Source organism: Variovorax sp. 01N429 (assembly GCF_056399425.1).
Window position 1 is genome coordinate 424,096 of sequence record NZ_JBFTRG010000001.1, and the last position, 13,391, is coordinate 437,486.

Here is a 13,391-nt window from a genome sequence, read left to right on the forward strand (position 1 = left end):
GTCTGTTGCTCCTCTGTAGCCTGCTGGCATGTGCCGCGCAGGCAGGGGAGCCTGCAGCCGCGGCCACGCTCGCGCCCCCGCCGGGCCTCGCCACCGCGGCTGACAGCGATCTCGCCGGTCCGAGTGGCACCGATCTTTATCTGGACCTCAGCCTCAACGGCAATCCGCAGGATCTCATCCACTTCGGCCTACGGGGTGCAGAGCTGTGGGCCAGCGCAACCACGCTGCGCGAGCTTGGCTTTCAACTGCCTCCAGACCTCGCCGGCCCGGTGCGCCTGAAGAGCCTGCGCGGCCTGCAGATTGACTACGACCCGGCGGGCCAAAGCGTGGCCATCGCAGGTGGCGCGGAAATGCTTCGCCTGCCGACCACCGTGATCAACCCTGCGGACGTTAAGACGCAGAAGGCCAGCGCTTCGCCGGGGTTGCTGCTGAACTATGACCTCTTTGGCACGCAAGGACGGGGCGGTACGGCCAGCCTGAATGGATTCGCCGAACTGCGCGCCTTTGCCGGAGCGTATGTGCTCAGCAACACGATGCTTTCGCAGGCGACCCGGCTGGCGGGCGAGCGTTGGGATCGCCAATCGGTTCGACTGGACACCACCGTCAGCACCTCCTTCCAGGACGACATGCTGACACTGCGCCTGGGCGACACGGTCACGGCCGCTCTGCCCTGGTCACGGTCCACACGCATCGGCGGCATTCAGTTGGCGCGCAATTTTTCGCTGCAACCCTATCGGATCACTGCGCCGCTGCCGGCCTTCATGGGTTCGGCCGTGCTGCCGTCGCAGGTCGACCTGTTCATCAACGGATTGCGCCAGTCCACGAGCCAGGTGCCCGCAGGTCCCTTCCAACTCAATACAGCGCCCGGCATCAGCGGCGCCGGCAACGCGCAGGTGGTGCTCACGGATGCCCTCGGCCGGGCAACAACGATCAACTTCTCGCTCTACGACACGCAGCGGTTGCTCCAGGAAGGCTTGTCCGACTGGTCGGTGGACCTCGGCGCGGTGCGAAAGAACTACGGGCTCAGCTCGTTCGACTATGGCAATGACCCCGCCACCACGGGCGTATGGCGGTACGGCGTCAGCAACGATTTCACCATCGAAACCCACGCCGAAGCTACTCGCGGGCTGGTGGCGGGCGGTGTCGGCGGGTCCTGGCTGCTGGGGCAGGCCGGCGTGCTGTCGAGCGCTGCTGGCGCCAGCAGCAACCAGGGACGCAAGGGTTCGCTGCTCAACCTGGGATACAGCTGGCGCAACGACCGCTTCAACTTCGGCTTCGACGAGACCGTCACGCGCGGCGAGTACCGCGACGTCGCGTCGCTCTACGGAAGTCCGACGCCACGCGGCGTGGGTCGCGCAACCATCGGCTACAACACGGACAATTTCGGCAGCTTCGGCGTCAGCTACCTTTATCAGCAATACCCCCTGCAGGAGGCCACGCGCTATGCCAATGCCTATTGGTACAAATCGCTCGGACGCAGCGCGTCGCTGAATGTGAGCCTCAACCAGAACCTGAGCATCCGGAGCGACCGAAGCCTGTTCGTCGGCTTCACGTGGGCGCTGGATGGCAACATCACCACCAGCGCAGGCGTCCAGCGCGAACGCGTCCGCAACATCTACACCGCCGATGCGCAGAGCTCCACGCCCAGTGACGGCGGCTTCGGCTGGCGTGCCGGTGCAAGCCAGGGTGACGGCCAGACGGGCGGCCGGGGCGAGATCGACTACCTGGGCCGCTATGGCCGGGCTGTCGCCGGTGTGAGTGTGCTTGGCAACAGCAGTTATGCGTACGCGGGCAACTCCGGGTCGATCGTCTTCATGGGCGGCCAGACCTTCGCTGCTCAGCGCATCGACGATGCCTTCGCAGTGGTCTCGACCGACGGCGTGGCGGGCGTTCCCGTGAGGCTCGAGAACCGCCCGATCGGCACCACCGACAGCAAAGGCATGCTTCTGGTGTCGCCACTGAACGCCTACCAGAACAACCAGCTCGCGATCGATCCGATGCAGTTGCCGGCCGACGTGCGCATCGAGCGCGTCAAGACGCTCGCGACCCCCAGCGACCGGGCAGGCACATTGGTGCGCTTCGGCATCACGCCCGTGCGCGCAGCCGCCCTGACGCTCGTCGACGAAGCCGGCAAACCGCTGCCTGTGGGCAGCCTGGTCCGCGTCAATGGACAGAAGGGCACTGCGATAGTCGGCTTTGATGGCGCGGCCTACCTCGACACCCTGGACGCACAAAACAAGCTCGAGGTTCAGACGCCCGGCGGCTACTGTCGCGCGAGCTTCGACTACCGCAAGGAAGCCGACGGCATCCCGCAGATCGGACCGCTGCGCTGCGTCAAGGAGACTCACTCATGAATTTGTCGACCCGCCTCCGGCAGGGCCTCTTGCTGCCGCTGCTGTGTGGGGTGCTTTGGGGCCTGCCAGCGGAAAACACACAGGCGGCCGTCACGTGCACGGCGTCGATGACAAACGTCGACTTCGGCAGCGTGGACCTCGTCAGCGGCACTGGCCTGACGACCACGGCCATGCTGACCTACGCCTGCACCAATGGCAACAACGCGCGGACTTTCGCGCGGGTCTGCTTCGATGTGGGCGATGGCATCGAAGGCTCCGGCAATTTCAACCCGCGCGTCATGAAGGACACCTCCGGCAACGCGCTGCAGTTCCAGATCTACCAGCCGCCGGGCTTCAGCATCGTGCTGGGCTCGGAGTTCAACACGATCACGCCCAATCCCTATGTGTTGAATCTGGATCTCGCCAAGGGTGCCTCGAGCAGCGGCAGTGCATCCATGCAAGGGCGCCTGGCAACGCCCCAGACGACAGTCCCGCCAGGAAGCTACCAAGGTCAATTCACCGGGATCCACACGGCAGTGACCGTCAGCGAAAGCACCGTGGCCGCACCGAGCAACTGCGGCGGCAACAGCACAGGGACCTTTCCGTTTACTGCCAAGGCCACAGTCATCAAGAGCTGCGTGGTTTCGGCGAATCCGCTTGATTTCGGCAGGGTGGACGGCTTGCCGGGTGCTGCCAATGTTGACAAATCGACCACCATTGGCGTGATGTGCTCCAGGCCCACTGCGTACACAGTCGCGCTGACGCCAGCCAACAACGACACCACGGGCGCCGGCGTCATGCTTCCGGCGACCACCGGCAATGCGGACAGGATCGCATATCGGCTCTACAGCGATGCCAACCGTACCGTTCCCTGGGGCGGTCAAGTGGGAACCAACACCCTCCAGCGCACCGGCGACGGGACGACTCAGTCGCTGACCGTGTATGGACGCGTTGCCGGCACCAGTGTGAATGTCAGGCCCGACGACTACAAGGACATCGTCACCGTTACCGTCAGGTATTGAGCGGCTAGTAGGTCACCGAGACGGTGTGGAGATCGCGGGGATTTCCCGCAAGCCCCTGGCTTCTGTCGAGGTTGAGTTGCTTGTCGATGTCGCTTTCGCGGCCATCGACCTTCAACGTTGTCTCTCCGACGCCTGCAAAGCGATATTCGCGTCCTCCGATGTCGATCGACCTGACGTTGGTCCACACCCGATAGATGTACCCGTCTTTCACGGGCGCGACCTCCAGGACCTTGAAGACGGGGCGGACCACCAGGCTGATCTTCAGCTGAGTGGTAGCGGTGGTGCCCTCCCCCCGCAGCGGCTGCGCCCCGCTGGGCGGCGGGAATTGGGGCAACATGCAAAACGCGATCAGCGCCGCCACCCGCGACAGGCTCGAGCCCGGCGGGAGGGCGCGGAGAGTGCTTCTGGACATCTGGCTCACGTTGGCGGCAAGGACTTTGGACGTCGCGTGACGCCCTATAGCCCTATATCGGCACGTTCACCAGAAAATTCAGTCCCTAAAAGCTATTCGCCCCTGTTCCCGACTTTCGCGACTTCGGGCTTCGGGCTTCGGCAATCAGTGCGGCGTGCCGGACGTAATGCCGGCCATGCCGGTCGATTGACCCAACGCTTCGGTCTGCATCGGGTGAGACGCTTCGACCGCGCCCTTGTAGACCTCCTCGCGCGTGAGGCGGGAGTTCCCCATGGGAGCGGATGTCGACTGGCCGACCGGTTCAGTTCCGGTCGGACGCGCCGCATCCATGGCGCCCTGGCTCACTTCAGGCCTGGGGGCCGTACTGTTGGACTGCATTGGACGATAGTCCGACCCATCCGAACCTTGGGTGGTCTGCTGCGCACTGGCAGTCATCGACGCCAAGGCGGCGAGAGTTGCAAAGGTACCTACGGCTAGAACTTTGACGGAAGCGTGCATGAAAGTCTCCTCGGGTTTGATCGGCCGCGCGCCGCGGCGCGAAAGGCGCCGCGAAGGACCTGCTACCACTCTAGGGAGCCCCTCTGAGCCCGGAGTGAGCGAAAAATTAGCTCACGATGAGAGCTCGGGATGAGCCTGACAAATACACCCGCGCGATGAGCCCGGCGCCATCCGATCTGTTCGCGAGCACGATGCGCAGCCCATTGCGCAGCGCCGCCGACCGCGCAATGGCAAGCCCAAGACCGCTGCCGCCAACCGGCCCTCCCGCAACGCGGAAGAACCGGTCAAAAACGCGATCCAGCTGATCGGGCGGAATGCCCGGACCGTTGTCGAGCACGTCCACCACCGCATCGCCGTCGACCATGTGCAGCCGCACGTCCACCACCCCGCCCTGCGGCGCATAACGTACGGCGTTGTCGATGAGGTTGTCGAAGACGCTGCGCAGTTCGGCCGCCGGCGCGGCGACCATCGGCGCAATGCGGCCCTCGAAGCCCACGTCGATCTGGCGCTGGTCCGCCAGCACCATCAATTGCCCCACACTGTCGCGCAACAGCGCGGCCACGTCGACCGGCCCGCTGGCCGCCGCGGCCGTTGTGCTCGGCGTGTCCTGCCGGGACAGGCGCAACAACTGCTCGATGAGGTGCTGCGCGCGCTTCACGCCGCTTTCGAGCTGGGCGAAGCGCTCGGCGGCATCGCCGGCCGGCACGTGGGCGCGCAGGTTCTCGATCTGCAAGCCGATCGCCGCCATCGGCGTGCGCAGCTCATGCGCCGCATCCTGCATGAAGCGGCGCTGGGTCGAAAGCGTGTTTCGCAACCGCCGCAGCAAACTGTTGAACGCGGCGACCAGCGGCGCAATCTCTTCCGGCACGCGAGCGATCGCCACCTCGCGAAGATCGCCCTCTTCCTGCGCGGCCACGTCGCGCGCGACGACCCGCAGCGAGCGCGAAGCCGCCGACACGATGAAAAGCAAGATCAACAGCGTCACCGGCAGCATCAACAGGATCGGCAGGCTTTCGAGCAGGGCACGGCGAACGATGCGGTTGCGACGGAAGCCATCGTTCTGCACCACCTGCACGCGCGGCATGCCGTCAATCTGCCCCGGCGCCGCGGTGTAGATGCGCCACACGTCCTCGGCCTTTCTGCCCATGGTGAGGTCGCTGAAGCCGGGCTCCGATTGCAACGGCACCTCCAGCGCCGGTGACGAAGTGGCAATCAGCGTTGCGCCGTCGGCACTCCAGACCTGGACCACGAACGCGCCGCGCCGAACGGCATCGTCACGGCTCACCGCTTGCAAAGGCGGAGGTCGGTGGTGGATTGCATGCGACTCGGCCAGGAGGCGCATCTGGTCGTCCATGAAGTTGTTGACCAGGCGACCATAGGCACCGTAGGAGAACCAGACGGTGGCAGCGATCGCCACCACATACAGCGCCACCAGCCACAGCAGGAGCCGTCCGCGCAGCGAGCGAAGTCGAAAAACTGGCTTCACGCCGGGACGACTCGCCAGCCGAGCCCGCGCACGTTGCGTATGGCCTCGGCGCCGAGCTTTCGCCGCATGCCATGGATCAGCACGTCGATCGCATTGCTCGTGACTTCATCGCCCCAGCCATAGATGCGTTCCTCCAACTGCTCGCGCGACAAAATCGCGCCGGGCCGCTCCAGCAGTGCGTGCAGCAATGCGAACTCGCGCGCGGTCAGCACCTCGCGCACGCCATTGACGACGACGTCGCGGGTGGTGAGGTCGAGTTGGAGCGCCGCCGTCCCGATCACCGAATGGGCCGCGCCATCACGGCGACGCACCACGGCCCGCATCCGCGCCAGCAGCTCGCGCAGCTCGAAAGGCTTCAGGAGATAGTCGTCGGCGCCGAGGTCGAGCGTCTGGATCCGGTCGTCCAGCCCGTCGCGGGCGGTCAGCACGAGCACCGGCGTTGCGTCCCCGCGCTTGCGGGCGCGTCGAAGGACTTCAGTGCCGTCTTCCTTGGGCAGGCCGAGGTCGAGCAGCACGCAGGTGTAGCCACCATCCGCCATGGCGCTGTGCGCCAGTGCGCCGTCACGCACCCAGTCGACCGACCAGCCGGCGTTGTCGAGCGCATGCATCAGGCTGCGACCGATCATTTCATCGTCTTCCACGAGCAAGGCGCGCACGGGGTCTCCTTGGGTCCGACACACAATTCCAAGGGAGGCTACGCCTGATTTGTTAGGCATGCATGAGGGCGCAGTCAGCCCTCTGCATGCCGCACCGGCAACTTAGTAGTCGGCGCTCGCCCGTCCGCGCTCGGAGAGTGTCCGCTCGAGAGCCGCCATTCCGACCGGAACGTTCAGGCTGGCGCCATTGGCCTCCATGCTGAGGCCCAGTGCATGCAGGGTCCTGAACAGGTTGTGCTCGCGGCACTGCTCGCCCATCTGGCCGATCCGCAAGATGTTCAACCCAAAGGACCCGGCGATTTCCACCTTGTGGATGCTCGACATGTACGCCCGAACCCCGTCAGCGGAAACGGCTTCCGGGACATTGATGCCGATGACTGAATTCAACCTCGACGCCCTATCGACCAGCAGTGTCAGCCCCATGGCCTCGATGCCCGCTTGCAGCGCCTCGGAGCAAACCAGATGGCGATGGAACCTCGCCTCCAGGGTCTCTTCGCACACGAGGCGCAGCGCTTCGTGCAGGGCGAGGATGCCGGATACAGGCGCTGTGTAGTGGTAGGAATTCTGATTCCAGAACTTGTCCGCGAGCTTGGCGTCCAGGCACCAATGCGGCAAGACACTCTTGCGCCCTTCGATGGCTTGCCAGGCGCTCCGTGAGAACGCCAGCAGCGAGACGCCAGGGATCGACGACAGCCCCTTCTGCCCGCCCGTGATGACCGCGTCTATTTGCCACGCATCCATGTCCAAGCGCATCGTGCTCAGAGTGCAAACCGCGTCGACGATCACGAGGCAACCATGAGCCTTGGCGAGGGCAGCGATGGCTTGGAGCTCTGCATTCCAGACGGTATTGGAAGTCTCGCCCTGGACAATGGTGAGGACATCGTACGACTTGCTCCGCAGTCGGGCTTCAACGGCGTCAGAGCTCACCCTGCGATCTCCCGAGACCTCGAGAACGTCAACGTCTCCGCCGACTCGCCGCGCCATTTCGGCCATTCGTTGACTGAAGTACCCGTTGGCAACACTCAGGACTTTGGAGGCGGGAGCCACGAGGTTCGTGATCGCCATTTCCATTGCTGCCGAGCCGGGGCCGGCAACGCCGAGAACGTGCGGCGACTCGGTCTGGAACACGTAGCGGCCCATCGCTTTCACTTGATCGATGACCGCGCCCATCGTCTCGCCCAGATGATTGATGACGATGGAATTTGCATAGGCGACCCGGTGAGGAATGGGAACGGGGCCGGCGCCCATCATCAATAGGGGCTCGTCAGGAAGGATGCCGTCGAGGGATCTGATGCGCGGCGGCGAAAAAAAGGGATTCATGGGGCGGAGTGAATGTTCGGCGTGTTGATGGGTTGCGAGCGCGCTATCTTGCACACTTCGCTCACAGCGAGCCCCACGCCTCCTGATTTCTGGCCGAAATTTGCTGCTTCTTGACCATCTCCGCCGATCTGGATGATTGCGCCTGGTCAGCTTCTGCTGGGAACGCCCCCGCAACATGACCCTGTCTCGTCACACATCGTTTCAGGAGCATTCCGGATGAAGTTTTCTCTCAGGGCGGCGCTGGTGGTAGCCGGCATGCTGGGCGCTTGGGCCGCTCAGGCGCAGCAACTTCCGGCAGACGCGCCGGCCGGCACCACGGTCCAGTGCAAAGACGGCAGCTATGCATCGCCCGACAGCAAGTCCGGCGCCTGCCGTGGCCACAAGGGAATCAAGACCTGGTACGGCAAGGCGGACGGCAAGGGCGCCGCAGCGGCATCGGCACCCGCTGCGCCCGCAGCAAACACCGCTGCAGCACCTGCTGCCACCACCGCAAAGGCCAAGACGACGATGCCGCCCGATCCCTCGAAGATGACGGCCGCAGCCGGAGGCGGCGCGGGGAAGGTCTGGGCCAACGACGAGACGCAGGTCTACCACTGCGTCGGCGATCGCTACTACGGGAAGACGAAGAAGGGCGAATACATGACGGAATCCGAGGCCAAGGCCAAGGGAATGCACCCCTCGCACAACAAGGCCTGCTCGTAGTCGCGCGGCGGCTCTCGAGTCGCCGGCCCGTCAGAAGCGCTCGTTCGGACCCAGGTAGCGCCACTGCCCGACGGGCAGGTTGCCAAGCACCACATTGCCGATGCGGATGCGCTTCAGGCCCACGACCTTGAGGCCGACGAGTTCGCACATGCGGCGGATCTGGCGCTTCTTGCCTTCCGTGAGCACAAAGCGCAATTGCTCGGGGTTCTGCCAATCGACGCGAGCCGGCTTGAGCGGCTGCCCGTCCAGGCTCAGGCCATGGCGCAGCTTGGCGAGTTGCTCGCGGGGAAATGCCGCTTGCGAGTTCTGCGCGACGGGCCCGTACGACACGCGCACGAGGTATTCCTTTTCGATGCCGGAGTCTTCGCCGATCAGTTGACGGGCCACGCGGCCGTCCTGCGTGAGCACCAGCAATCCCACCGAGTCAATGTCGAGTCGGCCGGCAGGGGCCAGGCCGCGCAACTGAGGCGGCGAGAAGCGATGGCGGCTGGGGTCTTCGCGCCAGTGCGTGCGGGGATTGATCAGCACGATCGCGGGCTCATGCCCGTCTTCGGCCTGTCCGCTCACGTAACCCATCGGCTTGTGAAGCAGGATCGTGACTTGCTGCTGCTGCTGGTGCTGCGCCTTCTTGTCGACTTCGATGCGATCGGCCGGCGTCACCTTGACGCCCATCTCGGCGACCTGTCCGTTCACCTTGACCCAGCCCTGCGAGATCCAGTCATCGGCCTCGCGGCGCGAGCACAGGCCCAACTCGGCCATGCGTTTGTTGAGACGGGAAGCTTCGGGGATATCGGACATGGGTCGGCTGCGGTCGGGTAGCCGAAGATTCTCGGTGATTCGCGGGGGAACAGGCTCAAGGCACCAGCCGATAGCCCACTGCCGTCTCGGTGAGCAGATGCCTAGGCTGGGCCGGATCGGCTTCCAGCTTCTGCCGGAGATGGCCCATGTAGATGCGCAAGTAATGGCTCTGCTCGCCATGCGACGGGCCCCACACCTCGTGCAGCAATTGGCGTTGAGTCAGCACGCGGCCGGCATTGGCGATGAGGACCGACAGCAGGCGGTACTCGGTCGGCGTCAGATGCACCTCGGCATCCGCACGCCGCACCAACCGGGCGGTGCGGTCGACTTCCACGTCGCCGAAGCGAAACACCGGCTCGGGCTCCTCGCCGCCGGTCGCCGCACGCGGCCGGCGAAGGTTCGCGCGAACGCGGGCCAGCAGTTCGCCCGTGCCGAAAGGCTTGGTCAGGTAGTCGTCCGCGCCAGCGTCGAGCGCCGCAATCTTGTCGGCCTCGTCCGTGCGCGCCGAGAGCACGATGATCGGCACGCCCGACCATCCCCGGACGTCGCGAATGAGCGAAACACCGTCGCCGTCCGGCAGCCCGAGATCGAGCACCAGCAGATCGGGCTGGCGCGTGCCGGCGGCTGCGAGGCCATCGCGAAGCGTGCCGGCCTCGTGCACCTGCCAGCCTTCGGCTTCCAGCGCACCCCGCACGAAGCGGCGAATCTGGGGCTCGTCCTCGATCACGACGGCGGTGGGGCTGGGCATGGTGGCGTCAGATGGGAAGAAGGGTTGATTCCGGTGCCTCCGACGGCACCGGCGGTGCGCGACGCGGCAGCGTAACGACGAATTCTGCCCCGCCACCGACCGCGTTGGCCGCGGTGATCTCGCCGCCATGCGCACTCACCACCGCCTTGCAGATCGCCAAGCCCAGCCCCACGCCCGGCGTCACGGATTCGGCTTGGCCGCGCGTGAACTTGTCGAACAGTGTCCGCTCACGCCCCTGGAGCGCCAGCGGCAGGCCCGGGCCGTGATCGCGCACGCTCAGAACCAGCGCACGGTCGGTCACGCGCGCGCCCACGACGACCGGCGCTGCGCCGTACTTGCCGGCGTTCTCCAGCAGGTTGACCAGCACACGTTCGATCAGCACCGCATCGAACTCCACCAGGGGCAGGTCCGCAGGCAGCGCGGTCTGTATGGCCATGTGGCCAAGCGCGGACCGCGCCGCCCTGATGGCCGACCCCACCACCTCCTCCACCGACTGCCAGTCGCGCCGCAAGTTGACGGCACCGCCCGAGATACCGCTTTCCAGACGCGCCATGTCGAGCAGATTGCTGACGAGCGCATGCAGTTGATGGGCCTGCGCGACGATCGCGCGTGCAGCGGCCCGGTGTCCACCGCCCGCATCCGGCAGCGCCTGGAGCGACTCCGCCAACGCGATGAGCGCTGTCAGCGGCGTGCGGACATCGTGCGATATGGCGCCGAGCAGGGCATTGCGCAGCCGCTCGGATTCCATCTCGACGACGGCCCGTTGCGCCACTTCAACGTAGTGCACGCGCTCCAGCGCGATCGCGATCTGCCGCGCGAGCGTATCGAGCTGCCGCGCTTGCTCAGGGATCAGCAGCCAACGCGGCTGTGCGGGTTCGAGCGCGAGCACGCCGCGCACACGCATGGGCGCTTTCAAGGGAACGTAGTGCCAGGATTGCGCCGCCAGCGTGCTCGTCGCGAGCCCAGCCGGCTGGGCTTGGCGAAGCGTCCACTCGGCAACGCTCGCATCGAAGCCGAGCGGGCGCTGAACCGGCACGGCGAGGCGATCGCTCGCGTCGGTCACCAGCACCAATGCGTGGCCGCCGAAATGTTGCTCGACCGCCGCCCTGCCGAGCGCCGCGACCTGGGCGCTTTCCAGCGCGGCCGACAGATCGCGGGCCAGCTCGAACAACGACTGCGCCCGCCGTTCGCGGCTCGCCGACACACCGGCCGCGAAACGCAGGCCCGCCGTCAGTTGGCCGACGAGCAGGCCCACAGCCAGCATCACCCCGAAGGTCACGACGTATTGCACATCACTGACAGCGAACGAAAACCGAGGCGAAACGAAGAAGAAGTCGAAGGCCGCGACATTGAGCGTCGCAGCCAGCGCGGCCGGTCCGCGACCGAATCGCATCGCCACCCCAACCACCCCCAGCAGGTACAGCATCACGATGTTGACCAGCTCGAGCACACCCACCAGCGGCATCGCGACCAAGGTGATCGCAATGCTGGTGGCTGCTGCCCATGCATAGCCACGCCATCGGGCACGCGAGCGGTCGGCATCTTCGACGTCCAATTCGGCACGGTGGGGGCCCGATCGGACCTGCACGAGCCTGCGCGAGCTCTCGGCGCGCGCGACTTCGACGATGTCGACGCCCGCTGCGAGGCGCGCCAGTTCATGCGTCAGTCCGGGCGCCCACCATCGCCAGCGTGCCCAGCCCGCAGCGCGTTCCGGCCGCCCCACCACCAGCGTCGCGCAATTGAGCCGCTGAGCCTGGGCGGCCAGTTCTTCGGCGATGCCGACGCCGGTCAGCACCGCCGTTTCCGCGCCCAGTTCTTCGGCCAGTTTGAGCACGGCGAGGATGCTGTCACGCTCTTTCGCATCCAGCCGTTGCAGGCGCGGCGTCTCGACATAGGCTGCATGCCAACGCACGTTGAGCTGGCCTGCAAGGCGCGCCGCTGCGCGCACCGTTTGTCCCGCGCCTTCATGCGGACCGACGCAAGCGAGGATCGCACCCGAAGTGTTCCATGCCGGCGGCCCCGCATCGCCCTGCGGACCGGACTGTTCGACACGCCATCCGCGCACGTCGTCTTCGACATGCTCCGCAGTTCGGCGCAGTGCGATCTCGCGCAGCGCGATGAGGTTTCCCTTGCGAAAGAAGTTCTGCGCCGCGCGTTCGGCCTGCTGCGGCAGATAGACCTTACCCGCCGCCAGACGCGCGGTGAGCTCGTCGGGCGTGACATCGACCAGCACCACCTCGTCGGCTTCATCGAGCACCGTGTCCGGCACGGTCTCGTGCACGCGCACGCCAGTGATGGCCCCGACCGTGCCGTTGAGGCTTTCCAGATGCTGGACATTCAGCGCGGACCACACTTCGATGCCAGCGGCGAGCAGTTCCTGCACGTCCTGCCAGCGCTTGGCGTGACGCGAACCCGGCGCATTGGTGTGGGCCAGTTCGTCGACGAGCAGGATGGCCGGCCTGCGCGCGAGCGCGGCGTCGAGATCGAACTCCGCCAGCTTGTGACCACGGTAGGCGACTTCGCGCAAGGGCAGCGTGCCGAGCCCCGCGAGCAGCGCTGCGGTCTCGCTGCGCCCGTGCGTTTCCACGACACCGATCAGTACGTCGCGGCCGGCGGTGCGTTCGCGCTGCGCGGCGCTCAGCATCGCCCACGTCTTGCCGACGCCCGCGCTGGCGCCGAAATAGATGCGCAGCTTGCCTCGCCGCGAGCGCTCGTCCTCGGCGCGCAACTGCGCGAGCAGCGTGTCCGGGTCAGGGCGAAGATCGTCGTTCATGAGGCGATGCGCCGCAGGTTAGCTCAACAGTGACGCTGCCGATCGCACTAGCGTTCCTCCGGCATCACGGCGAGGGTTGCGCATCCAGCGCGAGATTGATCGCCAGCACGTTGACACGCGCCTCGCCGAACAGGCCCCAGAGCCGCGATTCGGTATGGGCATCGATCAGTTGATCGATCTGGTCGACCGGCAGGTTGCGAAGCCGCGCGACGCGAGCCGCTTGATAGCGCGCAGCGGCCGGGCTGATGTCCGGATCGAGCCCGCTCGCGGATGCCGTGACCAGATCGACCGGCACGGCCACCCTGTTGCCCGGATCGGCTGCGCGCAGTGCTTCGATACGACCCTTGACTGCATCGGCCAGCGCAGGATTGAGCGGTCCGAGATTGGACCCACCGGAGGCGCCGCCGTTGTAGGGCATCGGCAAAGTCGCAGACGGACGACCCCAGAAATGCTTCGGATCGCTGAAGTTCTGCCCGACCAAGGCGGAGCCGACCGGCACGCCGTCGCGCGTCACCAGGCTGCCGGCAGCCTGCGATGGAAAGACGGCCTGCGCAGCACCCGTGACTGCGAGCGGATAGAGGATGCCGGTGAGCGCACTCAGCAGCACGAAGAGCACGAGGGCGGGACGAAGAATGTTTTTCAT

At 65.9% G+C, this 13,391-nt stretch carries 12 protein-coding genes; 3 read left to right on the forward strand and 9 right to left on the reverse strand.

Annotated features, from left to right (window positions below; all coding sequences use genetic code 11):
* The first annotated feature begins 5 nt into the window (after positions 1 to 5).
* Positions 6 to 2,354, forward strand: coding sequence for a fimbria/pilus outer membrane usher protein (locus AC1DSF_RS02030; protein WP_478182240.1), 2,349 nt, complete (start codon positions 6 to 8; stop codon positions 2,352 to 2,354).
* Positions 2,351 to 3,355, forward strand: coding sequence for a Csu type fimbrial protein (locus AC1DSF_RS02035; protein ID WP_478182241.1), 1,005 nt, complete (start codon positions 2,351 to 2,353; stop codon positions 3,353 to 3,355). The genes AC1DSF_RS02030 and AC1DSF_RS02035 overlap by 4 nt, the downstream gene beginning before the upstream one ends.
* Before the next feature lie 4 nt (positions 3,356 to 3,359).
* On the opposite strand, the gene AC1DSF_RS02040 is transcribed toward AC1DSF_RS02035, so the two are convergent.
* From AC1DSF_RS02040 to AC1DSF_RS02060, 5 genes are all read right to left on the reverse strand, one after another.
* Complete coding sequence (locus AC1DSF_RS02040; protein ID WP_478182242.1) at positions 3,360 to 3,767, reverse strand: hypothetical protein; 408 nt, start codon at positions 3,765 to 3,767, stop codon at positions 3,360 to 3,362.
* Between the two features lie 144 nt (positions 3,768 to 3,911).
* Positions 3,912 to 4,265 carry a hypothetical protein gene (locus AC1DSF_RS02045; RefSeq protein ID WP_478125046.1) on the reverse strand — a complete coding sequence of 118 codons (354 nt, stop codon included), beginning with the start codon at positions 4,263 to 4,265 and terminating at the stop codon, positions 3,912 to 3,914.
* Positions 4,266 to 4,371: 106 nt separating this feature from the next.
* Positions 4,372 to 5,751 (reverse strand): ATP-binding protein, encoded by a 1,380-nt coding sequence (locus AC1DSF_RS02050; RefSeq protein WP_478125047.1) that lies wholly within the window; start codon positions 5,749 to 5,751, stop codon positions 4,372 to 4,374.
* Positions 5,748 to 6,407 (reverse strand): response regulator, encoded by a 660-nt coding sequence (locus AC1DSF_RS02055; RefSeq protein ID WP_478125048.1) that lies wholly within the window; start codon positions 6,405 to 6,407, stop codon positions 5,748 to 5,750. Before AC1DSF_RS02055 ends, AC1DSF_RS02050 begins: the two co-directional genes overlap by 4 nt.
* Positions 6,408 to 6,509: 102 nt before the next feature.
* Positions 6,510 to 7,727 carry a pyridoxal-phosphate-dependent aminotransferase family protein gene (locus AC1DSF_RS02060; RefSeq protein ID WP_478182243.1) on the reverse strand — a complete coding sequence of 406 codons (1,218 nt, stop codon included), beginning with the start codon at positions 7,725 to 7,727 and terminating at the stop codon, positions 6,510 to 6,512.
* A 216-nt stretch (positions 7,728 to 7,943) separates the two neighbouring features.
* Between AC1DSF_RS02060 and AC1DSF_RS02065 the strand changes: the two genes are divergently transcribed.
* Positions 7,944 to 8,429 (forward strand): DUF3761 domain-containing protein, encoded by a 486-nt coding sequence (locus AC1DSF_RS02065; RefSeq protein ID WP_478182244.1) that lies wholly within the window; start codon positions 7,944 to 7,946, stop codon positions 8,427 to 8,429.
* Between the two features lie 30 nt (positions 8,430 to 8,459).
* Here AC1DSF_RS02065 and AC1DSF_RS02070 read toward each other — a convergent pair whose 3' ends face one another.
* The 4 genes from AC1DSF_RS02070 to kdpC all read right to left on the reverse strand — a co-directional run bounded on the left by AC1DSF_RS02070 (position 8,460) and on the right by kdpC (position 13,391).
* Positions 8,460 to 9,227: a pseudouridine synthase gene (locus AC1DSF_RS02070; protein WP_478144165.1), complete on the reverse strand. Its 768-nt coding sequence runs from the start codon at positions 9,225 to 9,227 to the stop codon at positions 8,460 to 8,462.
* Positions 9,228 to 9,282: 55 nt separating this feature from the next.
* Complete coding sequence (kdpE, locus tag AC1DSF_RS02075) at positions 9,283 to 9,975, reverse strand: two-component system response regulator KdpE (protein ID WP_478182245.1); 693 nt, start codon at positions 9,973 to 9,975, stop codon at positions 9,283 to 9,285.
* A gap of 7 nt (positions 9,976 to 9,982) precedes the next feature.
* Complete coding sequence (locus AC1DSF_RS02080) at positions 9,983 to 12,748, reverse strand: DUF4118 domain-containing protein (RefSeq protein ID WP_478182246.1); 2,766 nt, start codon at positions 12,746 to 12,748, stop codon at positions 9,983 to 9,985.
* Positions 12,749 to 12,812: 64 nt separating this feature from the next.
* The gene (kdpC, locus tag AC1DSF_RS02085) at positions 12,813 to 13,391 is read right to left on the reverse strand and encodes a potassium-transporting ATPase subunit KdpC (protein WP_478125054.1); all 579 of its coding nucleotides are present in this window, start codon (positions 13,389 to 13,391) and stop codon (positions 12,813 to 12,815) included.